The 22,152-nt window shown below is 47.7% G+C and carries 19 protein-coding genes and 3 tRNA genes; 13 read left to right on the top strand and 9 right to left on the bottom strand.

Translation table 11 applies throughout. The features are described 5' to 3' along the window. Positions 1 to 301 precede the first annotated feature (301 nt). Positions 302 to 2,587: a formate C-acetyltransferase gene (pflB, locus tag FOC66_RS02825; RefSeq protein WP_003746444.1), complete on the top strand. Its 2,286-nt coding sequence runs from the start codon at positions 302 to 304 to the stop codon at positions 2,585 to 2,587. A gap of 139 nt (positions 2,588 to 2,726) precedes the next feature. Further along, a complete protein-coding gene (pflA, locus tag FOC66_RS02830; RefSeq protein WP_003746445.1) occupies positions 2,727 to 3,533 on the top strand; it encodes a pyruvate formate lyase 1-activating protein in 807 nt (268 codons plus the stop codon). Between the two features lie 65 nt (positions 3,534 to 3,598). On the opposite strand, the gene FOC66_RS02835 is transcribed toward pflA, so the two are convergent. After that, a complete protein-coding gene (locus FOC66_RS02835) occupies positions 3,599 to 5,311 on the bottom strand; it encodes a proline--tRNA ligase (protein WP_003746446.1) in 1,713 nt (570 codons plus the stop codon). A 496-nt stretch (positions 5,312 to 5,807) separates the two neighbouring features. On the opposite strand from FOC66_RS02835, the gene fghA reads away from it, so the two are divergent. Then, positions 5,808 to 6,656 (top strand): S-formylglutathione hydrolase, encoded by an 849-nt coding sequence (fghA, locus tag FOC66_RS02840; protein WP_003746449.1) that lies wholly within the window; start codon positions 5,808 to 5,810, stop codon positions 6,654 to 6,656. 95 nt (positions 6,657 to 6,751) lie between these two features. Here the strand turns inward: fghA and recA are convergent, their stop codons facing one another. The 3 genes from recA to FOC66_RS02855 form a co-directional block, all read right to left on the bottom strand. Further along, positions 6,752 to 7,798 (bottom strand): recombinase RecA, encoded by a 1,047-nt coding sequence (recA, locus tag FOC66_RS02845; protein WP_003680794.1) that lies wholly within the window; start codon positions 7,796 to 7,798, stop codon positions 6,752 to 6,754. Between the two features lie 147 nt (positions 7,799 to 7,945). Next, the gene (aroA, locus tag FOC66_RS02850; RefSeq protein ID WP_036493605.1) at positions 7,946 to 9,238 is read right to left on the bottom strand and encodes a 3-phosphoshikimate 1-carboxyvinyltransferase; all 1,293 of its coding nucleotides are present in this window, start codon (positions 9,236 to 9,238) and stop codon (positions 7,946 to 7,948) included. A gap of 138 nt (positions 9,239 to 9,376) precedes the next feature. Beyond that, on the bottom strand, positions 9,377 to 11,929 hold the full coding sequence (locus FOC66_RS02855; RefSeq protein WP_003746451.1) for a glycoside hydrolase family 66 protein: 2,553 nt from the start codon (positions 11,927 to 11,929) through the stop codon (positions 9,377 to 9,379). A 321-nt stretch (positions 11,930 to 12,250) separates the two neighbouring features. Between FOC66_RS02855 and cysG the strand changes: the two genes are divergently transcribed. Continuing rightward, complete coding sequence (gene cysG, locus FOC66_RS02860) at positions 12,251 to 13,648, top strand: siroheme synthase CysG (protein WP_003746452.1); 1,398 nt, start codon at positions 12,251 to 12,253, stop codon at positions 13,646 to 13,648. A gap of 52 nt (positions 13,649 to 13,700) precedes the next feature. On the opposite strand, the gene FOC66_RS02865 is transcribed toward cysG, so the two are convergent. Continuing rightward, positions 13,701 to 14,306 carry a CoA pyrophosphatase gene (locus FOC66_RS02865; RefSeq protein WP_003746453.1) on the bottom strand — a complete coding sequence of 202 codons (606 nt, stop codon included), beginning with the start codon at positions 14,304 to 14,306 and terminating at the stop codon, positions 13,701 to 13,703. A gap of 175 nt (positions 14,307 to 14,481) precedes the next feature. Between FOC66_RS02865 and FOC66_RS02870 the strand changes: the two genes are divergently transcribed. The 8 genes from FOC66_RS02870 (at position 14,482) to FOC66_RS02905 (ending at position 19,894) form a co-directional block, all read left to right on the top strand. Further along, a complete protein-coding gene (locus tag FOC66_RS02870) occupies positions 14,482 to 16,344 on the top strand; it encodes a tetratricopeptide repeat protein (RefSeq protein ID WP_036493608.1) in 1,863 nt (620 codons plus the stop codon). A gap of 56 nt (positions 16,345 to 16,400) precedes the next feature. After that, complete coding sequence (gene lolB / locus FOC66_RS02875; protein WP_003746457.1) at positions 16,401 to 16,985, top strand: lipoprotein insertase outer membrane protein LolB; 585 nt, start codon at positions 16,401 to 16,403, stop codon at positions 16,983 to 16,985. An 8-nt stretch (positions 16,986 to 16,993) separates the two neighbouring features. Beyond that, on the top strand, positions 16,994 to 17,842 hold the full coding sequence (ispE, locus tag FOC66_RS02880) for a 4-(cytidine 5'-diphospho)-2-C-methyl-D-erythritol kinase (protein WP_003746458.1): 849 nt from the start codon (positions 16,994 to 16,996) through the stop codon (positions 17,840 to 17,842). Positions 17,843 to 17,847: 5 nt separating this feature from the next. Next, a tRNA-Gln gene (locus FOC66_RS02885) sits at positions 17,848 to 17,923 on the top strand. A 10-nt stretch (positions 17,924 to 17,933) separates the two neighbouring features. Continuing rightward, positions 17,934 to 18,009 (top strand) — tRNA-Gln (locus FOC66_RS02890). Between the two features lie 11 nt (positions 18,010 to 18,020). Continuing rightward, a tRNA-Gln gene (locus tag FOC66_RS02895) sits at positions 18,021 to 18,096 on the top strand. Between the two features lie 176 nt (positions 18,097 to 18,272). Next, positions 18,273 to 19,256, top strand: a complete 984-nt coding sequence (locus tag FOC66_RS02900; RefSeq protein ID WP_141746368.1) for a ribose-phosphate pyrophosphokinase — start codon at positions 18,273 to 18,275, stop codon at positions 19,254 to 19,256. A gap of 65 nt (positions 19,257 to 19,321) precedes the next feature. Continuing rightward, positions 19,322 to 19,894: a 50S ribosomal protein L25/general stress protein Ctc gene (locus tag FOC66_RS02905; protein WP_003746463.1), complete on the top strand. Its 573-nt coding sequence runs from the start codon at positions 19,322 to 19,324 to the stop codon at positions 19,892 to 19,894. A gap of 151 nt (positions 19,895 to 20,045) precedes the next feature. On the opposite strand, the gene hscB is transcribed toward FOC66_RS02905, so the two are convergent. Further along, the gene (gene hscB, locus FOC66_RS02910; RefSeq protein WP_003746465.1) at positions 20,046 to 20,546 is read right to left on the bottom strand and encodes a Fe-S protein assembly co-chaperone HscB; all 501 of its coding nucleotides are present in this window, start codon (positions 20,544 to 20,546) and stop codon (positions 20,046 to 20,048) included. 82 nt (positions 20,547 to 20,628) lie between these two features. Between hscB and FOC66_RS02915 the strand changes: the two genes are divergently transcribed. Further along, positions 20,629 to 20,850, top strand: coding sequence for an alternative ribosome-rescue factor A (locus tag FOC66_RS02915; protein ID WP_003746467.1), 222 nt, complete (start codon positions 20,629 to 20,631; stop codon positions 20,848 to 20,850). On the opposite strand, the gene iscA is transcribed toward FOC66_RS02915, so the two are convergent. The 3 genes from iscA to iscU all read right to left on the bottom strand — a co-directional run bounded on the left by iscA (position 20,810) and on the right by iscU (position 22,094). Then, the gene (iscA, locus tag FOC66_RS02920; protein WP_003685774.1) at positions 20,810 to 21,130 is read right to left on the bottom strand and encodes an iron-sulfur cluster assembly protein IscA; all 321 of its coding nucleotides are present in this window, start codon (positions 21,128 to 21,130) and stop codon (positions 20,810 to 20,812) included. The genes FOC66_RS02915 and iscA overlap by 41 nt on opposite strands. Before the next feature lie 69 nt (positions 21,131 to 21,199). Beyond that, entirely contained in the window at positions 21,200 to 21,445 is a 246-nt protein-coding gene (locus tag FOC66_RS02925) for a recombinase RecA (RefSeq protein WP_003746468.1), read from the bottom strand. Between the two features lie 262 nt (positions 21,446 to 21,707). Beyond that, positions 21,708 to 22,094 carry a Fe-S cluster assembly scaffold IscU gene (iscU, locus tag FOC66_RS02930; protein WP_003746470.1) on the bottom strand — a complete coding sequence of 129 codons (387 nt, stop codon included), beginning with the start codon at positions 22,092 to 22,094 and terminating at the stop codon, positions 21,708 to 21,710. Between the last annotated feature and the right edge of the window lie 58 nt (positions 22,095 to 22,152).

The raw sequence follows: 22,152 nt of genomic DNA on the forward strand, positions 1-22,152 counted from the left end.
TGATGAAGTGAATAAAGGCCGTCTGAATTTTTCAGACGGCCTTTATATATGCAATGCAATAAAATTTATCCCTGAAGACCACCTATCTTCAGGGATGAATTTTGTATTTTACGCTGTTTTTAAGTACGAATGTTTGGAAAGTGAGATGTAGTGCCAAGTAACAATTATTCTCATTGACGTAAATCAAGAAAAACCAAATCTGTAATTTTATTTCACAAAAACCCCTGTAAATAAATGGGTATTGATGTTATCCTTTCAGAAAATTTACAGTCTATATTTTCAATAAAATTAGGAGCTTGATATGTCAAATGATGTTCAGCAACGTCCTGCCGCTTGGGAAGGTTTTGTCGGTGGTAACTGGGAAACCAACGTAGATGTCCGCGATTTTATTCAAAAAAACTACACGCCATATGAGGGCGATGCTTCTTTCTTAGCACCTGCAACCGAGGCCACAACCAAACTGTGGGCGGAAGTGATGGAAGGCATCAAGGTTGAAAACCGTACACACGAGCCGTATAAAATCGACGCGCAAATCGTCTCCGGCATTACCAGCCATGCACCGGGCTATATCGACAAAGATTTGGAAACCATCGTCGGTCTGCAAACTGACGAGCCTCTGAAACGCTCGATCATGCCGTTTGGCGGTTTGAAAATGGTGCAAGACGCGTGCAAAGTGTACAACGTTGAATTGAATCCCGAAGTCAGCGAAATTTTCACCAAATACCGCAAAACCCACAACCAAGGCGTGTTTGACGTTTATACGCCCGACATCCGCCGCTGCCGTAAGTCAGGCGTGATTACCGGCCTGCCGGATGCCTATGGCCGCGGCCGTATTATCGGCGACTACCGCCGCGTGGCATTGTACGGTATCGACTTCTTGATGAAAGACAAACTCAACCAGTTCAACTCACTGCAAGCCGATTTGGAAAACGGTGTGGACTTGGAAGAAGTCATCCGCCGTCGCGAAGAAATCAACGAACAATACAAAGCCTTGGGTCAAATGAAAGAAATGGCGGCTTCTTATGGCTACGACATTTCCGGCCCTGCAAAAAATGCACAAGAAGCCATCCAATGGACTTACTTTGCCTACCTTGCTGCCGTTAAATCTCAAAACGGCGCAGCGATGTCCTTCGGCCGTGTGTCTTCGTTCTTGGATATTTATATCGAACGCGACCTGAAAAACGGTGTGATTACCGAAACCCAAGCGCAAGAATTTATCGACCACTTGGTGATGAAACTGCGTATGGTCCGTTTCCTGCGTACGCCCGAATACGACCAACTCTTCTCCGGCGACCCGATTTGGGCAACCGAATCCATCGGCGGTATGGGCTTGGATGGCCGTACCTTGGTAACGCGCACCAACTTCCGCGTGCTGCATACCCTGTACAACATGGGTCCGTCTCCTGAGCCAAACATCACTGTATTGTGGTCAGAACAACTGCCGCAAGGCTTTAAAGAATTCTGCGCCAAAGTATCCATCGATACTTCGTCCATCCAATATGAAAACGACGATTTGATGCGCCCTGACTTCAACAGCGACGACTACGCCATTGCCTGCTGCGTCAGCCCGATGGTGGTCGGCAAACAAATGCAGTTCTTCGGCGCACGCGCCAACTTGGCGAAAACCCTGCTGTACGCAATCAACGGCGGCGTGGATGAAAAATCTAAAGAGCAAGTTGGTCCGAAAACCGAGCCGATTATGGACGAAGTTTTGGACTACGACACTGTCTTTGAGCGCATGGACAAATTCATGGATTGGTTGGCAACCCAATACGTTACCGCGTTGAACATCATTCACTACATGCACGACAAATACAGCTACGAAGCTGCGCTAATGGCGTTGCATGACCGTGATGTGAAACGTACGATGGCATGCGGTATCGCCGGTTTGTCTGTGGCTGCCGACTCATTGTCCGCCATTAGGTACGCCAAAGTGAAACCGATTCGTGACGAAAACGGCATTGCTGTTGACTTTGAAATCGAAGGCGAATACCCACAATTCGGTAACAACGACGACCGCGTGGACGATATCGCCTGTGACTTGGTGGAACGCTTCATGAAAAAAGTGGCCACCCACAAAACTTACCGCAACGCCACTCCGACTCAGTCCGTACTGACCATTACTTCCAACGTTGTTTACGGTAAGAAAACCGGTAATACTCCGGACGGCCGCCGCGCAGGCGCTCCGTTTGGTCCGGGTGCAAACCCGATGCACGGCCGTGATGTCAACGGTGCAGTCGCTTCGTTGACTTCCGTAGCCAAACTGCCATTTGAGTTTGCCAAAGACGGTATTTCCTACACCTTCTCTATTATTCCCGGCGCGTTGGGTAAAGACGAGCATTCCCGCGAACGCAACCTTGCCGGTCTGATGGACGGTTATTTCCACCATGAAGAAGGAGAAGTGGAAGGCGGCCAACACTTGAACGTCAACGTATTGAACCGCGAAACTTTGGAAGATGCGATGCATCATCCGGAGAAATATCCGCAGTTGACCATTCGCGTGTCCGGTTATGCGGTTCGCTTCAACTCGCTGACCCGCGAACAACAGCTTGACGTGATTACCCGTACGTTCACTGAAACTATGTAATCCGGGTTGAGAAACAAACCAAAAGCTAAATTTGCATTTGGTTTGTTTTGAAACAAAGCTCCAAGGCCGTCTGAAATGTTCAGACGGCCTTTATTATCGTACAATTCACATCAGCAAAATTATTTTTGAGCCGAACACTATGTCCACGACTTTTGCGATCACTCCCGAGCCGGAACTGAAAAACCTTGGCCACCGCCACTATAACGGCAAAGGCATTATTCATTCGATTGAATCTTGCGGCGCTGTCGATGGTCCGGGTTTGCGCTACGTGCTCTTTTTGCAAGGTTGCCTGATGCGTTGCCTTTATTGCCATAATCGCGATACTTGGGATTTGCATACCGAGCAGGCGCAGGAATTGGATGTGGCAACCGTGATGAAGCAGGTCATGACCTATCGCCATTATCTGCGTGCGACAGGCGGAGGCGTAACGGCAACCGGCGGCGAGCCGTTATTACAATATGAGTTTGTACGCGATTGGTTTACGGCCTGTCGGGAACACGATATCCATACCTGTCTCGACAGCAATGGCTATGCTTTGCACTATGACTCGATTTTGAATGATTTGCTTGATCATACCAATTTGGTCATGCTCGACTTAAAACAAATCGATCCTGAAATTCATAAAGTGCTTGTCGGTATCCCTAATACCAAAACGCTGAAATTCGCGCGTTATCTTACCGAACGCAATCAGCCGACGCGCGTGCGTTATGTGGTTGTTCCCGGTTATACCGATGATGAGCGGTCGGCGCATTTATTGGGCGAGTTTATCGGTGATATGGATAATGTCGAAATGGTCGAGCTTTTGCCGTATCACGAATTGGGTGCACACAAATGGGCTTTGTGCGGCGACGAATACAAATTAACAGGCGTACATCCACCGCCCAAAGAAACCATTTTGAAAATCAAAGAAATATTAGAGAGTTACGGAAAAAATATTATTTATTAAAACAGAAAAAGGCCGTCTGAAACGAAATAATCAGTTTCAGACGGCCTTTTTATCATTGAAAAAACTTAAGCTTTCAGAGCGGCCAAAACCTTGGCGACAACTTCTGATACTGCAACGGCTTGAGCCTGATTGTCACGGCGTTCGGCATATTCGACATTGCCTTCTTTTAAGGCGCGATCGCCGATGACGATGCGGTGAGGAATGCCCAGCAGTTCGGAGTCATTCAGCAAAACGCCTGCACGTTCGTCGCGGTCATCCAGCAATACATCCGCGCCTGCGGCCAGAAGCCCGGCATAGATTTTGTCGGCGGCTTCGCGTACGGCATCTGATTTTTTGTAGTTCATCGGCACAATCACAACTTCAAACGGCGCCATTGCTTTGGTCCAGATAATGCCTTTTTCGTCGTTGTTTTGTTCGATGGCGGCGGCCACAACGCGGGTAATACCGATACCGTAGCAGCCCATTTCCATGATTTGGGATTTGCCGTTGTTATCCAAGAAGCTGACGTTCATGGCTTTGGCATATTTGTCGCGTAATTGGAAAACGTGGCCGACTTCAATACCGCGCGCCAGTTTCAGACGGCCTTGTTCGTCAGGACTAATGTCACCTTCGATGACATTGCGCAAATCGACAAATTCAGGCTCGGCAGCATCGCGGCCGAAGTTGAAGCCGGTATAGTGGTAGTCGTCTTCGTTTGCGCCGATAATCCAGTCTGCGCCTTTTTCGGTGGCGAAATCGGCATAGACTTTGCCTTTGAAGCCGACAGGGCCGAGTGAGCCGCCGTTTGCGCCGAACTGTTCAACAATCGCGGCAGGGCTTGCCATGGTCAGCGGTGATTTCACGCCGGCCAGTTTTTCTGCCTTAATATCGTTAAACTCATGGTCGCCACGCAACAGCAGCAGAACAAGTTCGCCTTCGTTTTCGCCTTCAACCACGATGGATTTAAGGGTTTGTTCAACCGGAATATTGAGGAATTCAACCAAAGACTCGATGGTTTTGACATTTGGCGTATGTACTTTGGTCAACTCGGACTGAGCAGCGGCGCGTTCGCCTTTGAGCGGCAAGGTGGGCGCCAATTCGATATTGGCGGCGTAATCGGAAGTATCGCTGTATGCGATAACGTCTTCGCCGCTTTCAGCCAATACTTGGAATTCGTGAGAGCCAGTACCGCCGATGCTGCCGGTATCCGCAGCAACAGGACGGAATTCCAAACCCAGACGGGTGAAGATACGGCAGTAAGCGTCGTACATATCCTGATAGGTCGTCTGAAGCGAGGCATAGTCGGCATGGAAGGAATAAGCGTCTTTCATGACGAACTCGCGCGCGCGCATCACACCGAAGCGCGGACGCACTTCATCGCGGAATTTGGTTTGGATGTGGTAAAAGTTTTTCGGCAGTTGTTTGTAGCTGTTGACTTCTTTGCGTACGATGTCGGCGATGACTTCCTCACAGGTCGGACCCATGCAGAAATCGCGGTCATGACGGTCTTTCAGGCGCAGCAGTTCTTTACCGTAAAACTCCCAGCGGCCGGATTCCTGCCACAGCTCGGCAGGTTGTACCACCGGCATCAGCAGCTCCACGCTACCCGCGCGGGCCATTTCTTCACGCACGATATTTTCAACTTTGCGCAATACGCGCAGACCCATCGGCATCCAAGTATAAAGACCGGATGCATTGGCTTTGATCAAACCGGCACGAATCATCAGCTTGTGGCTGGCAAGTGCGGCTTCGGCAGGGGCTTCTTTAAGGGTAGAAATGAAGAACTGGGAGGCTTTCATGGCATATTTTTCTTTCTTAAAAATAAGTGCGTATTGTAACGCAAAATGTATGGCCGCGTGTCTTTTGAATGGCATCTGATGAAATCGGCCGTTGTTTTACGCAGCTTTTGATTCGGGGCGATTTTTAGGGATGTCAACCCTAATTTATGCACAAAGCCGCATAACCTTGTTTTACCTATAAATTTTCACTGTATGATTATAGTAAAATCTTATAAATATAACTTATTGATTTTATTACATCTTATTTGATTAAATTTTAGTCAATTTAAGACTTGGTTTGTTCCTAAAGAAAATTTTACGATTACCCAAAGCTTATCAACAGATTTATCCACAGAGATTGTGTATAGATTTTAAATGCTGTCGGCGTAATGATTTCGCATGATTGGCAAGCCTTATTTAAAGCAGATTTGGTTGCCTTAAAAAGATGGGGCAACAACACAATGGGCAGGTTTTGCGCTAACATTCTGCTTATTGTTGTTTCCTTACAAGGAATAAAATGAAAAATTCAGAATTGCATTTGCTGGAACGCAGAAAGATGTTTAACGGGCATCAGGAACGCTACCGCCACTTTTCTCAAACCTGCCGGACGGATATGGTATTTGATGTCTATCTGCCGCCACAAGTCTTAAAAGGTTATCCCGCGCCTGTTTTATATTTCCTTTCCGGCTTAAATAGCGATGGTTCTGAATTGGTTCAACAAAGCGGAATCCAACGTTTTGCAACGCAATGGAATATTATCGTAGTTTTTCCGGATACCTCGCCACGCGGTCAGCATGTTGCCGACGGCGGTGAACATTATCTTGGACGGGGCGCCGGATTTTATGTTGACGCAACTGAAGCACCTTGGGTGCAGCATTATCAAATGGAAAGCTATATCAGCCAAGAATTACCTGATTTGATTGAGCATCATTTTCCGGTAACGAAAGAGCGCAGCATTGCAGGTTTCAGCATGGGCGGGCATGGCGCGCTGTATTTGGCTTTGAAGCATCCCGGCCGATATGCTGCGGTTTCTGCTTTTGCGCCTTTATGTCATCCTATCGATACGGAAGGTGGCAGGCAGGTGTTTTCTGCTTATTTGGGGCAAAACGTGGAAACATGGAAACGCTATGACAGTACAGAACTGCTTCAGACGGCCTCGCATAAATTGCCTGTTTTGATTGATGTCGGCAGTGAAGATACTTTGTACCCTGAAGTCCTGCAACCCGAAGGGTTTGTCCGCTCAGCACGAGAAAAAGGTTTCGCTATCCAATATAAAGTCCGTCCGGGCTATGGCCATGATTATTTCTTTATTGCCAGCTTTATTGATTCGCATATTGAGTTTCACGCTCAGGCATTAGGGCTTTAAGCAGTATTGAATAAAAGGCCGTCTGAAATCCGATTAATGGTTGGATTTCAGACGGCCTTTATTTGGTCTTTTTTGACCTTTAATTTTAAACAGACTTATTCCTCAGGACGTTCGCCGTCGGTATCGTCCAATTTGCCTTCGGTAATATCGACATTGATACCGACTGCCGCACGGATTTTGGCATCGATTTCGTTGGCGATATCAGGATTTTCTTTCAGCCAAACGCGTACATTGTCTTTACCTTGGCCAATTTTTGCGCCGTTGTAGCTGTACCATGCGCCGGATTTTTCAACGATGTCATGTTTGACGCCCAAGTCGATCAATTCGCCTTCCCAGCTGATGCCTTCGCCGTAAAGAATATCGAATTCGGCTTGACGGAACGGAGGGGCAACTTTGTTTTTGATGACTTTGACTTTGGTTTCGTTACCAATCACGTCATCGCCTTTTTTAATCTGACCGGTACGGCGGATGTCGAGGCGGACGGAGGCATAGAATTTGAGCGCGTTACCGCCGGTTGTGGTTTCAGGGCTGCCGAACATTACGCCGATTTTCATACGGATTTGGTTAATGAAAACAACCAGTGTATTGGTGCGTTTGATGTGGCCGGTCAATTTACGCAGGGCTTGGCTCATCAGGCGGGCTTGCAGGCCGACGTGGCTGTCGCCCATTTCGCCTTCGATCTCGGCTTTAGGCACAAGTGCGGCTACGGAGTCGACAACGACCATATCGATACCGCCGGAGCGTACCAAGGTGTCGCAGATTTCCAATGCCTGTTCGCCGGTATCCGGTTGGGAGAGATAGAGTTCTTCGACTTTTACGCCGAGTTTGCGGGCGTAAATCGGGTCAAAAGCATGCTCTGCATCGATGAATGCGCAGATGCCGCCATTTTTTTGGCATTGGGCAATGGCCTCGAGACAGAGTGTGGTTTTACCGGAGGATTCCGGACCGAAAATTTCAACCACACGGCCGCGGGGCAGGCCGCCGACGCCGAGCGCCAAGTCCACGCCGAGGGAGCCGGTAGAAATAACATCAAGGTTTTCTTCCTGTTGGCTGCCGTCCATTTTCATGATGGAGCCTTTGCCGAAGTTTTTTTCGATTTGGGCAAGGGCTGCGGCTAAGGCTTTGCTTTTTTCGTCTGACATGTTTTCTCTCCGAAAGGAAATATGAATCGCTAAGAATTTATTTAGCTATTATCGCACAAATTAAGAAAAAGTATAGTTTTATTTTTATTTTTCAGACGGCCTGTGTTTTTTGTATGCAACAGGCCGTCTGAAATATTGAATAATCAATCAGTTGGTCAATGATGCAAAAACTTGGAAATACTCGGGGAAAGTTTTATGCGTACATTTCGGGTCGTTGATGATGACGGGGACGCCCAAAAGCGAAACCAGCGAGAAACACATGGCCATGCGGTGGTCGTCGTAAGTGTCGATGACGGCATCGGGGGTAAGCGTTTCGGGCGGTGTAATATGGATGGCTTCGGCTTCTTCGATGACGTCTGAGCCCAGTTTGCGCAGTTCGGTTGCCATGGCGGCGATACGGTCGGTTTCTTTGACGCGCCATGAACCGATATTGCGCAGGGTGCAGGGTTGTTTGGTGGCCAATGCGACGATGGCCAGAGTCATGGCCGCATCTGGAATATGGTTGGCATCCAAATCAAAAGCCTGAACCTTGCGTTCGGCAGGACGGGAAATTTCTACAAAATTTTCGCCCCAAATAACATCCGCACCGATTTTCTCCAATTCGCGTGCGAAGGCAACGTCGCCTTGAATGCTGTGTGCGCCGATGCCGGTTACGCGGATGGGTGTACCGGCAATCAGGCCTGCGCCCAAGAAATAAGATGCGCTGGAGGCATCGCCTTCTACATATAAATGCTCTGGCGCATGATATTTGGCATCGGCCGGGATTTTAAATACACGGTAGTCTTCATTGATGATGTCCACACCGAACTGCGCCATCAGCTTGAGCGTGATGTCGATATAAGGTTTGGAAATCAACTCGCCTACCATGTGGATTTCAAATGCTTGTCCGGTCAAGGGCAAAGCCATCAGCAGGGCGGTCAGGAATTGGCTGGAAACATTGCCTTTAATTGGAATAACGCGCTCGCCGTTGTCTTGGCGTTTACCGATCTGAAGCGGCGGATAGTTTTCATTGCCTAGATATTGTACGTCCGCGCCGGCAATGCGCAACGCGTCGACCAAATCGCCGATGGGGCGTTCGTGCATACGCGGTACACCATGCAGATGATAGTCGCCGCCCAAAACGGCAAGTGCGGCAGTCAAGGGACGGAATGCCGTACCGGCATTGCCTAAAAACAAATCGGCAGTTGGGTTGGGAAAGCGGCCGCCGGTGCCATGAACTTTCAGACGGCCTTCAGGTAAAGATTCAATTTGCACGCCGAGTTTGTCGAGTGCTTCAAGCATTCGGTCGGTATCGTCGGATTTGAGCAAAGAATGGATTTCGCAAACGTTGTCGGAGAGTGCCGCCAAGAGCAGCGTGCGGTTGCTGATGCTTTTGGAACCGGGCAGGGCAACGGTAGAGGGCTTGAGTGTGGAAGCGGGCAGGCGGATGGATTCGGTCATGGGTCAGGATTTCAAATTGTAGACAAAACGATATTATACGCAGGCAAAGGCCGTCTGAAAAATGGAAGTGGCGTTGTAGGCAAGAAAAGCCGGACTCTTTTTGAAAGTCCGGCTTTGGGATGCTCGATATTTTAATGGTTAACCCAAAATATGCATTAACTGGTCAATGTTGAACGTACCTTCGTCAAAGCGGAATTCGCTGACTGAGGGGATTTTTTGACCTTGGATATCGGAATATTGGTGGTCGATGGTAATGAGGTCGTTGTGATTGTTTTCGTTACGAATGGTGATGTTCCAAGTCGTGCCGTCCTTTTCTTTGACGGTTTCGAGTGACAGATCCGAGAGGGAAATGCCTGCTCCGAATTGGATGGCGTTTGTACCGTGATGGTCGAAAATGGTGTCATGGCCTTCGCCGCGATTGAATACGTAGGTATCGTTACCGGCTTCGCCGCGCAATATATCGTCCCCTAAGCCGCCGAACAGTGTGTCGTTGCCTGCGCCGCCGTGAAGGATGTCGTTACCCGCTTCGCCCAACAAGGTGTCGTTACCGGCGCCGCCATACAGCGTGTCGTTGTCTAAACCGCCGTTCAGATGGTCATTGCCACCGCCTCCGTAGAGAATATCGCTGCCGGCATCGCCGTTGATGACGTCGTCTCCGGTGCCGCTGGACAATTTGTCATTGCCGCTGCCGCCGTGAATCTCATCATTGCCCCGGTTGCCGTAGATGATGTCTTCGCTTTCAGTACCTTTGATATGGTCGTCGGCGTGGGTGCCGTTGAATGTGGTTTTGCCGTCGGCAAAGGTTTGGCTGACGCTTGCCTGCCCTAAATTGCTGACATAAAGCATATCCCAGACATCCAGGCTCGGTACGGTGACTTCCAGTGCCACCGGTTTGCCGTTTTCATAGATGACGGAAGATTCCAATGTGTGCATGGATATATCGTCTGAGTCGGGGGAAGCCAGTTGTACGATGGCTTGCTCGGCCTGTTCTGCGCTGATTTCCATATCAAACGGGATTCTGACTTTAGGGTTGTCGAGTTTCAGCGTGTGGTGGTTGGAGCTGTTCCAATTGGTGTCTTTGTCGAGGCCTGCGAGATTGATTAATTGGACAACTCGGCTGCCGTCTGCGGTGGCTTTGGTCCATGTATAAACTTTGCCTCCTTCGCCTGAGGTGGAAGTCATGTCGTAGCCGTCGGATGCTACGATGGAGGCATGACTGTCTTTGAGTTCAACCAAGCCTTCGCCGCGCAACAGCTCCTCATAGGCGGTAATGAATTGTTGATAGTTGAATTCTGATTTGGCCAGGGCTTCGTTGGTTTTGAGCGTTTGAGCGGGATAGTATGGATCTTGCAAAATACCAAAACCATGTGCGTTTTTATCCGGGTGGTTGTTTAATGCGGCAACAGTCATGTGGTAGCCGCCACTCGCTGCGATAACGGCATCGACCAGCAATTCGTTGTCCGGATTGAGTTCGGAAGAATGATCTTCCGGGTGGGTACCTTTTTGAGTATAGGCGGCAATAATCGGGGAAACGTGATTGTAATCGTACAGACGGCCTACCAAGCGTTTAAGCTCGGCATAGTTGTGGTTTTCATAATGGGTATTTCCGGCTGTATCTTTAAAATCGCGCGGCCAGATTTCTGAGTAAGGAACATCCATGCCGGTGGTGGATAAGACATCGGCCCTGCCTGTGCTGATGTCGTTGATCATATAAGTTTGACCGTAATCGTGTAACTTTTCCGCAGCCGCGGCTGACAAATCGTCATAACCGTCAGACATTCTGAAGTTTTCAGTCTTTTGGCCGTTTTGTATTTTATAAACGAGGTTATCACCCATGGTATCGGCCTGCCAGCCGTCGAAGCCGCCTGTTTTCAGGGCTTTGATCATGGTGTTGACGATATAGTTTTGCCAGCTTTTGTCGGCAGGATCGACGAATTGTTGTACGGATGTTTTGGTTTCTGCACCGGCTTTGCCGAAGTTGGAATGCTCTTGGGCATTGTAGAGTTTGACATTATTTAAAATGTCTTTGATGGCCGGGTTATCGAGTTCGTCATTGGAGGCAGCGTTAAGCATATTGTAGAGCATGGCACTGCCGCCTTTTTCGTGAATTTTATTCACGAGGTTTTTAATCAGCAGGGTATCGATTTGGGGAGGGTTGGGTTTGCCGTTGTTGACAGCCCAAGTCGCCCATTCTTGCTTGAAGCTGTTGACATTTGGAAATGGATTGGAGGTTGTGTCGTACACATCATAGAAGAAATAATTGTTGATGTGCATTTGTGCCAGCTGATCGATATTGTTTTGATAACCTTCGAGCTGGTCATTGGTCATGGAGTTGTTTCGTTCTGCCGAATTATCGTTAGATCCCGCCACTACGCCATAGCGGGGGAAAATGGTCCAGTCGTCTTCGACAGACAATCCCAGGGTTTTGCTGGTGTGGTTGCCGGTGTTGTCAACGGTTTCTACTTTGATGACGTAGCCCGAATTGGGTGAAAAAATATCGGAAGAAAGTTTGACGGAGGTTGCGTCCAGATGATCCAATTTTTGGATTTCCGTACCCAAATGGCTGACGGTAACAGAGGTGATTTTGTCTGTCGCATTGGAGATGTTCAGAATAACATCATCGCCGTTGGTATAGGCTGCCTTGTTAAAGAGAATAGTCGGTAAAGGGGCTGTTTTTGCTTCAGTTGTCATGCTGTATATTCGCTTCTAAATATTATATTTTGAAATTGCCTTAACAAATTAATATCACTTAAGTTGTTGATATGGATAATTGTTAAGACTTTTTAGTAGGAAGAGCGGAAAATAAGTTCCCCGTTTGATAGCAAATATCTAAAATAATTCGGGTTATGATTGAAATTCAAAAAGGCCGTCTGAATGCTTTGTTATTCGAAAGGCGGTTTTTTGCAGGCATATAACCAAACACCATAAGAAAATCAGAAACCATTCTTTCCTATTTTTTCAGACGGCCTTTAATATCGGCGGACAATCATTGATAAAAGCAAGAACACGACCATGAGCCATTATCCTTTGTTTGCCGATTTGAGAAACCGCCCTGTTTTACTGGCAGGCGCGGGCAAGGTTGCCGAGCGCAAGGCGGAAAGCCTGTTGTCTGCCGGAGCGCGCGTGCGCGTTGTTGCGGAAACTTTAAATCCTCAGTTTCAGCAATGGGCGGAAGAAGGGAAAATAGTTTGGCTGGGCGGCCTGTTTGAAGAAGCCATGCTGGACGAGGTGTATTTCGTTATTGCGGCGACGGATGACGGTGTGTTTAACCGCCGTGTTTTTGAAGCGGCGGAACGACGGGCGAAATTGTGCAATACGGTGGATACGGCGGACTTGTGTTCGTTTATCGTGCCTGCCGTGGTGGATAGGGGGCCGTTGAAAATAGCCATATCCAGCGGCGGTACTGCGCCTGTATTGGCGCGGAAATGGCGGCAGATGATCGAGACATTGATTCCGCTGCATACGGGTACAATGGCGCGTATTGCCGGCAAATGGCGTGAGAAGGTTAAGCAAACGCTGAATAATGTCGAACAACGCCGTTATTTTTGGGAAAAGTTGTTTGACAGCCGTTTCGGTATTTTTGCGGCTCAAAACAATATCGAGGCGGCGGAACGCGAATTGATTACGCAGTTAAACCGGGAAACGCCGTTTGGCGGCGAAGTGGTTTTGGTGGGCGCAGGGCCGGGCGATCCTGGCTTGTTGACCATACATGCTTTGCAGGCGATTCAGGCTGCGGATACGGTGTTTTACGATGCTTTGGTGTCGGATGAGATTTTGGCGATGGTGCGTAAAGATGCGGTGAAAATAAGCGTGGGCAAACGCGCCGGTGCGCATCATGTCCAGCAGGAAGAAACCAACCGTCTATTGGTTGAACATGCTCAAAAAGGCGAGCGCGTGGTGAGGTTGAAAGGCGGCGATCCTTTTGTGTTCGGGCGCGGCGGGGAGGAAGTGCAAACCCTGCATCAGGCCGGAATTGCCTACCGCATTGTGCCGGGCATTACTGCCGCGCTTGGTGCCACTGCTTATGCCGGTATTCCGTTAACCCATCGTGATTGCGCCCAAAGTGCTTTATTTGTGACCGGCCATAGCAAACACGAGGGCAGTCAGCCCGATTGGCAGACTTTGGCTTTAAGCCGCCAAACGCTGGTGATCTATATGGGTACGCTTAAAGCGGCTGAAATTGCGGAAAAACTGATGGCTTATGGTAGACAGCCTTCTACGCCTGTCGCCGTGATTTCCAATGGGACTTTACCGCATCAAACCGTGCGGACAGGCCGTCTGAAAGATTTGGGTTTGTTGGCCGCCGAAGCGGAGCGTCCGGCTTTAATGGTGATTGGCGAAGTGGTTGCCCTGCGCAATGAGATGAAATGGTTCGGAGAAGGTATCGAATATTTCGAAGAAGCCGCGTAAAGAGAATGGATTAAATCAGGCCGTCTGAACATTGGTTTCAGACGGCCTTGCCTTATTTAAAAGCTTGGCAATATTGCTGATAACGTTCTGCCAGTCCGTATAGAATGAGTGCGGTCAGCCCCCAGATGTCGTAGTGTTGGAAAGGCAGGGCGGGGAGGGCGAGGGTTTGATTGTTGTGATGAAGTTGGCGGAATGTGTAGTTTTGCAGGTTTAAGGCGAAGTCCAAAGGCAGATAAAAAATTTCTGCTACTTCGTCGGGATTGGCTTTGGGGTTGACGGGCTGGACGCAAATTGCTGGAACAGGCGTAACACGGTAGCCGGAAGGTGTGTCATAAAAGGGTAGCGGCGTAAAAGTTTGCCATACGGTAATCGGAATGGCGGTTTCTTCATAAGCCTCTCTTAACGCCGTTGCCGTTAGGCTGTCGTCTTGGGCATCTTCGCGGCCGCCGGCAAAGGCGATTTGCCCGGTGTGTTGCCTTAAGGTATCGGCTCTTTTAGTCAGTAAAATTTGCCACATTCCTTCATGCAAGACAATGCCGACCAAAACGGCTGCTTCTTTGACCGTTTCAGCGGTAACTAATTGATTTCGCTCTGCTTGCATACGGCTGCTGAAGTGTGAAGCTTGAGTGAAGAAATGGATAATTTGGTCGGTATTCATCTTTGATGCTGATGGTTTTATGCAGATGAGGATTACACAAGGTTTACGGTTGCTGTGTCAACAAAATAGGGTGCGTGTGTTACAGTTATGCCTGAATGATAAATAAAACTTTGCATCTGTTCTGCAAGTGCTTAGGCCGTCTGAAAATGTCGGCATGTTCTCAAAAAGGATAGTTATGTTGTTTTCTCCATCCCGTATTCGAGTAGCAGCTGCGGCTGTCATGATGTTGTTTGCTACACAAACTTTTGCTGCGCCCGGCGATTCAAATACAGTTTTTGAATCGGCTAAGATTATCAAAAAGAAAAGCCGCGCCGACCGTTTTTCTCCTGAAGAGCGCGAGCAGGAACGGATACGTCTGTTGGGTATACAAAACCGCACCTCGCAGGTTTTCACTTTGTTAAATTCAGAACTGGCCCTGCAAAAGGGCGATGCGGCTTCTGCGCTGTTTACTTATATTTTGACTTTGCATCGCACCAAATCTCCCGAAGTGGCCGAACGCGCTTTGGAGATGGCGGTTTCGTTAAACGCGTTTGAACAGGCTGAAGCCATTTACCAAAAATGGCGCGAAATCGAGCCGGAGCCTGGTGAAACACAAAAGCGTATGACTTGGTTGCGTAATTTGCTGCTGGGCAAAGCCGATAAGAATTTGAGCGGATTGGACAAGGTGATTGCCGGCGGTAGTGAAGATGAGCAAAAGCGCGTGTTCCTGCTTTTGGCGCAAACCGCAGCCCAACAGCCGAATCTGACTAGCGACGCGGTCAAACAGGTACATAAAACGGCCTTGAATTATCAAGACTTCCCTGAAGCGGCGATTGCGGATGCAATTTTTAGTGCAAAAGACGGTCAAAAGAAACACGCCATTGCGGCATTGCAGCGATTGGCCAAGTTGGACAACGAAATTTTGCCGCCGACTTTTGTTACATTGAGACTGATGGCGCAACGGCATCCTGATATTCTGGACGGCTTTTTCAAAGAGACAGACACCAAAACCTTATCTCCGATTTGGCAGGAGTTGGACATTGCCAATTTGATCGCTCATGGTCAAAATGATAGGGCATTCAAGCGTTTGCAGACTTTATTGGAAGAAAATCCCAACCCTGATTTGTATATTCAGGCCGCCTTATTGTCAGCGAGCAAGACAGAAAATATTTCTGCGGTAAACAGTTATCTGGAAAAGGCTTATAAAGCCGGTACGGAAGAGCAGCGCAGCCGTGCGGCGTTGATTGGTGCGGTTTCATATAATGATGTAGAAGAATTGGCCAAAGCCAAACAATGGCTGGATAAGGTAACGGCTACGGCTTATACATTTGATAAAACCATTTTGGCTGCTTCCATCGAAGCCAAACAGGGCAACCATAAAGAGGCTTGGGCTTTGGTGCAACGCGCACAAAAAATGCCCGAGCAAAGAGGACGATATTTTGAAGCTAAGGATTTGTTGAGTACGGCTTTGTTCGTATTGTCTAAAAATACCAATCTTCAAGAATCGTTGAACGCTTTGAACAGCTTGGTAAGTTCCACCGAAAAATCCTTGAAAACTCAAGCTTCTCCGGAGTTGCTTGCCAATGTGTTGTATCAGCGTTCGATGACGTATGAAAAACTGAATCAGCCAGGCAAGGCGATTGCCGATTTGCGCCGTGTGGTAGAGCTGTATCCGGACAATCCGCACGGTTGGAATGCTTTGGGCTATACCTTGCTGTCCAACGGCAAGGATTTGGAAGAAGCGTTTAAAATGGTTCAGACGGCCTATCAAATGGAGCCGGAAAGCGCAGCCATTAATGACAGTGTGGGCTGGGCTTATTATCTTAAAGGCGATGCCCAAATGGCTTTGCCGTATATCCAATATGCCTACGAAAAAGAACCTGAAGCTGAAGTAGCCGCACATTTGGGCGAAGTCCTATGGACGCTTGGAGATCAAGAGAAGGCCAAAGAAATCTGGAATGACGGTTTGAAACGCGGAAGTAATCTCCGAGTATTAAAAGAGACAATGTCCAAATTCGGTATAACGCCCAGCAAACCGCATACTCAAAAACACAAATAAAACCAAAAGGCCGTCTGAAAAGCGTTTGATTTCAGACGGCCTATGAAGGAATATCCATGAATTTAAAACAAATATCATCGGTTGCAGCCTTATTGCTTTTAGCTGCCTGTGCGCAGCCAAACCTGCCTCAGCAAAACAGTTGGCAAGCGGCAGAGCAGGTGCAGGATTTTAGCGCAGATGGTCGTTTGGCTGTCAAAGTGGAAGGCAAAGGCTCTTATGCCAATTTTGACTGGACTTATCAGAACGCGGTTCAAACCATTGATGTCAATACACCGTTGGGTAGTACCGTAGGCCAGCTGTGCCAAGACAGCGAAGGCGTATTGGCAGTAGACAGTAAGGGTAAGGTTTATCAGGCGGAAACGGCTGAAGAATTGAGCAGACAGCTTTTGGGCTTTGCTTTGCCGGTTCAATATCTGCATATTTGGGCAGATGGCAAACGCGTTGCCAATGCGCCATACAAAATCCTGTCTGACGGCCGACTGGAGCAGTTTGACTGGACAATATCGCGCACATTAAATAGCTCGGGACAGCCCAAAACGCTACAACTTGAAAATGCCAAGTTTAATATCCGCTTGGTGTTCGACACGGTAAACCACTCTTTAGATAAAAATGGACAAACCCGATGCGCAGCACGCAAATAGAGGATAACATGTCTGTTTCAGCGGAAATCCAAGCCTTTCCTGCACCGGCCAAATTAAATTTGGATTTGAGGATTACCGGTCGCAGGAGCGATGGTTATCATAATTTGGAAAGTATTTTCTGTTTGATCGGCTTATACGATACCGTTCATCTGAAAATGCGTACCGATGGGCAAATTATTCTACATACGCCGGTTGAAGGGCTTAAGCCTGAGCAAGACTTGACTTATCGGGCGGCTAAATTATTACTGCCCTATGCAAGCGTACCGTACGGCGTCGAAATCTGGTTGGATAAAGTGATTCCGACGGGTGGTGGATTGGGTGGTGGCAGCTCCGATGCGGCCACTGTCTTAATGGTTTTAAACCAATGGTGGCAATGCGGCTTGAGCAGGCAGCAACTGATTGATTTAGGTGTAAGTCATGGTGCGGATGTTCCTTTTTTTATTTTTGGCAGAAGTGCTTTTGCCAAAGGTGTGGGCGAGAAGCTGGCTGAAATAGATGTTCCTAAACAATGGTATGTTATCGTTAAGCCCCCCGTCCATGTGGCAACAGCTAAAATTTTTGCACATGAAGGCTTGACACGGGATTCTAAACCCAGCATAATGCCGACTTTCCAATCATTACAGCCGTTTCAAAATGATATGCAGGCGGTTGTGTTTCAGGAATATCCTGAAGTTTGGAAGGCTTATATTGAGTTATCCCAATATGGTCATGCATTAATGACCGGTTCTGGGGCATGCTTATTTATAGCATGTGAATCTCATCAAGAAGCAAATACAATTTACCAACAGGTTTCTCAATTATATGAAGCTTATTGTGTGGAAGGATTAGATATTCATCCGCTGTTTCATATGATTTAGTAAGTTGGGGAGTCGTCAAGCGGTTAAGACACTGGATTTTGATTCCAGCATGCGAAGGTTCGAATCCTTCCTCCCCAGCCAAACCCTTTGTTGGGGAGTCGTCAAGCGGTTAAGACACTGGATTTTGATTCCAGCATGCGAAGGTTCGAATCCTTCCTCCCCAGCCAACACCCTTTATTGGGGAGTCGTCAAGCGGTTAAGACACTGGATTTTGATTCCAGCATGCGAAGGTTCGAATCCTTCCTCCCCAGCCAAATAAAAGCGTGTAAGTTTTCTTACACGCTTTTTTACGCCAAGGGAAAAATAACGCTGAAAAACTTTTTTTTACCCGTCTTTACGCGTATAATCGCGAAATTAGTGTCTTGGACATAGGGCAAAGGGAAGCGTAATGTTTTCTGAGCGTAAATCAAATCTAGAATCAGGTGAAGATATGGCTGCTTATGACAGTTTAATGGTGTTTACCGGTAATGCAAATCCGGAATTGGCGCAACGTGTTGTCAAACATTTGGATATTTCACTCGGTGAAGCCACCGTTTCCAAATTCTCTGATGGCGAAGTGGCCATTGAATTGCTGGAAAATGTGCGTGGTCGCGATGTGTTTATTTTGCAACCTACCTGTGCGCCTACCAATGACAACCTGATGGAAATTTTGACTATGGCCGATGCACTCAAACGTGCTTCTGCTGGTCGTATTACTGCCGCGATTCCTTACTTTGGCTATGCACGCCAAGATCGCCGTCCACGCTCTGCTCGTGTACCGATTTCCGCTAAATTAGTGGCGAACATGTTGTACTCAGCAGGTATCGACCGTGTATTGACTGTTGACTTGCATGCCGACCAAATTCAAGGTTTCTTTGATATTCCGGTAGATAATATTTACGCTACCCCGATTTTATTGAACGATATTAAACAGCAACGCATTGATAATTTGACCGTCGTCAGCCCCGATATCGGTGGTGTTGTGCGCGCGCGCGCTGTTGCTAAATCTTTAAATGCTGATTTGGCCATTATCGATAAACGCCGTCCTAAAGCCAACGTGGCTGAAGTAATGAACATCATTGGCGACATTCAAGGCCGTACCTGCTTGATCGTAGATGATATGATCGATACGGCAAATACTTTGTGTAAAGCAGCCGTTGCCCTGAAAGAGCGTGGTGCAGATCGTGTATTGGCATATGCCAGCCATGCAGTATTCTCCGGTGAAGCAGTGAATCGAATTGCTTCTTCTGAAATTGACCAAGTAGTTGTAACAGATACGATTCCGTTGTCTGAAGCAGCTAAAAAATGTGAACGCATCCGTCAAGTAACTATTGCCGGTTTGCTGGCTGAAACGGTACGCCGTATCAGCAATGAAGAATCCGTCTCATATCTTTTTAATGAAGAAGTGATGACAGGCAGTATGTTGCTGCCATAACCCCATGTCGTCTTAAGCTGGTCGCGGCCGATGACGACGATTTTATCTAAATTGGAGTATTAAACATGACTTACGAAATTCAAGCCTCTGTACGCGAAGCCCAAGGCACTGGTGCGAGCCGCCGCCTGCGTCGCGAAGGCCAAATCCCTGGCATTCTGTACGGTGAAGGTCAAGAGCCTGTTGCAATCGCTGTAGACCACAAAACTGTATTCTACGCATTGGAAAAAGAATCTTTCCATACCGCTTTGATTAAACTGTCTCTGAACGGTGAAGCCAAAGACGTTATCGTGCGTGACTTCCAAATGCATCCATTCCGTCGCGAAGTTCAACACATCGACTTCCAAGCTGTGAAAGCCGATCAACCTGTACGCATCCGCGTTCCTCTGCACATTGTTAACGCTGAAAACTCTCAAGCTGTTAAACTGCAAGGTGGTCGCGTATCTCTGTTGAACACTTCTGTTGAAGTAATTGCTTTGCCTGCAAACATTCCTGCTTTCTTGGAGCTGGATTGTACATCAGTAGTTGCCGGCGACATTCTGCACTTGTCAGACATCAAATTGCCGGAAGGTGTTGAAAGCGTTTCTTTGAAACGTAACGAAAACCTGGCTGTTGCTACTGTTACCGGTAAAAAACGCTAATCGTAGTGAATATAAGAAAACCGTATCAGATAAATCTGATACGGTTTTTGTTTGATGTAAGCGGCTATAAATTCAAACAGTGGAGATAAAGCCAAAGTATCTTATAAAGTCATTTGCTATAAAACTTGGGTATAGCGTAAAGCGATACGTTTTATAAGATTGAAGCAATTTCTTTGCGAAGCTTATTAAGAAAGCGTCCATGCCGTACCCATTGTGCAGCTGATTCATAATCCTGCTGTTCAAATGCTTGTTTCAAATCTTGATATAGGCTGCTTTGTGCATTTTGGATTTCTTGATCCAATGCTCGGATAGCATCATGGTTTTGTTCCATCTGAGCATCCATTAATGTTTCTCGCCATTCCATTTGTTGCATGAGGAATTCTGGAGAGAAAGAAGTATGTTCAGGTGCGTCAGCATCGATACCTTGCATTTTCAACAGGTACGCAGCGCGGTCAATGGGATTTTTTAAGGTACGGTAGGCTTCGTTGATGGTGGACGACATCATCACTGCCTGCTTTTGCTCGAAGGCGGAGGCTGAAGCGAATTTGTCAGGATGGAAACGGGCAGCCAAGGCGCGGTAGGTTTGCTCCAAGTTTTCGGCGTCGATATCGAAAGCGGGTTCAAGCTGGAAGAGTGTGAAATATTGAGACATAGCGGGATAATTAATGTGAAATTTTCGGCAGAAACCTGATTTTGCCTTATAATCCGCTGATTCTTAATCAAAAGGACTGAATATGAGCAGTAAAGTGCAACACAATAAAGGCAAAATACGCGACAATGCTTTAAAAGCCTTAGTGAAATCCGATTTGTTCCGACACAAGGTGGAACGGAAAAGAAAAGGCAAAGGCAGCTATAACAGGCAGGAAGCGAAAAAATGGCGGGATGGTTTTGATACTGTCCCGCCATTTTTATGTCTTAAACGTGGAAGCTCTCGCCGCAGCCGCAAGAGTCTTTGACATTCGGGTTTTCAAATTTGAAACCTTCCTGCAAACCTTCTTTGGTGTAATCGACTTGCGTGCCGTCCAGATAAACCAAGCTTTTTGGATCGATATAAACGCGCGCGCCGTGTTCTTCAAAAATCAGATCATCCTCGTTCACTTCATCGACAAATTCAAGGTTGTATGCCATGCCCGAGCAGCCGCTGGTTTTCACACCCAAGCGCACACCCAACCCTTTGCCGCGTTTGGTCAGGTAGCTGTTGATGTGTTTGGCTGCGTTTTCTGTGATAGTAATCATGCTTTTTTCCTCATTTCGCAATCATTTTCTGTTTTGCCTGCTTTTTTATTTCAGACGGCATCTTGATTATCAGGCCGTCTGAAAACGCTGTTTTGCCCACTCTATTGCGGCGGCAATGGCAGCTTTAGCCTGCGGACTATTTCTCCAACAGGTCGAGCCGGTTAATTGTGCGCCCCGTTCCAAAATATCGTCTAAATCTGCCGCCGCCAGCTTGGCAATATCATCTAATCCCATTTGCTGCAAACGCTGCAATATGGTTTTACCTATGCCTTCGACAGCAAGTAGGGATTGGACTTCTTCATCAGTAAAAGGCATTTCGCCTCCTTTGATTTTGCAGGTATAACGACTAAATTAAATATAAGCTGCGATTTATTGCCCTCTCCCTAACCCTCTCCCGCGGGGAGAGGGGATAGATTGGCAGGCAGTCCCAAATTTGGCGGCAACTTCAAAAGGATGAAGTTTCTGTGCTCTCAATTCACCCTGTCTGCTTAAGAGGAGAATAAATCACCAGATTTGCTTTTCTCGAAGACTCGCTAGGAGTCTTGGGCACCTGCCGACAAGGGGTCGTTGAATTCGGTTATTTGTTTTCCTGACGTTTGCGATAGTCGGCAACGGCTGCTTTTACCGCATCTTCAGCCAAGATAGAGCAGTGGATTTTAACTGGAGGCAATTCCAACTCTTCGGCAATTTCGCTGTTTTTGATTGCCAGTGCATCGTCAAGGCTTTTGCCTTTCACCCACTCGGTAATCAGGCTGGAAGAAGCGATGGCGGAGCCACAACCGTAAGTTTTGAATTTGGCGTCTTCGATGATGCCTTCATCGTTTACTTTGATTTGCAGGCGCATGACGTCGCCGCAGGCGGGTGCGCCGACCATGCCGGTGCCGACAGACTCGTCGTCTTTGTCGAATGTGCCGACGTTGCGGGGGTTTTCATAGTGGTCAATTACTTTATCGCTGTATGCCATGATGTGGTTTCCTTTATGTTTTTTGATGGTTTAAATGGTTTGTTTGCCGGTTTTCAGA

The organism is Neisseria mucosa (genome assembly GCF_013267835.1).
GTDB lineage: Bacteria > Pseudomonadota > Gammaproteobacteria > Burkholderiales > Neisseriaceae > Neisseria.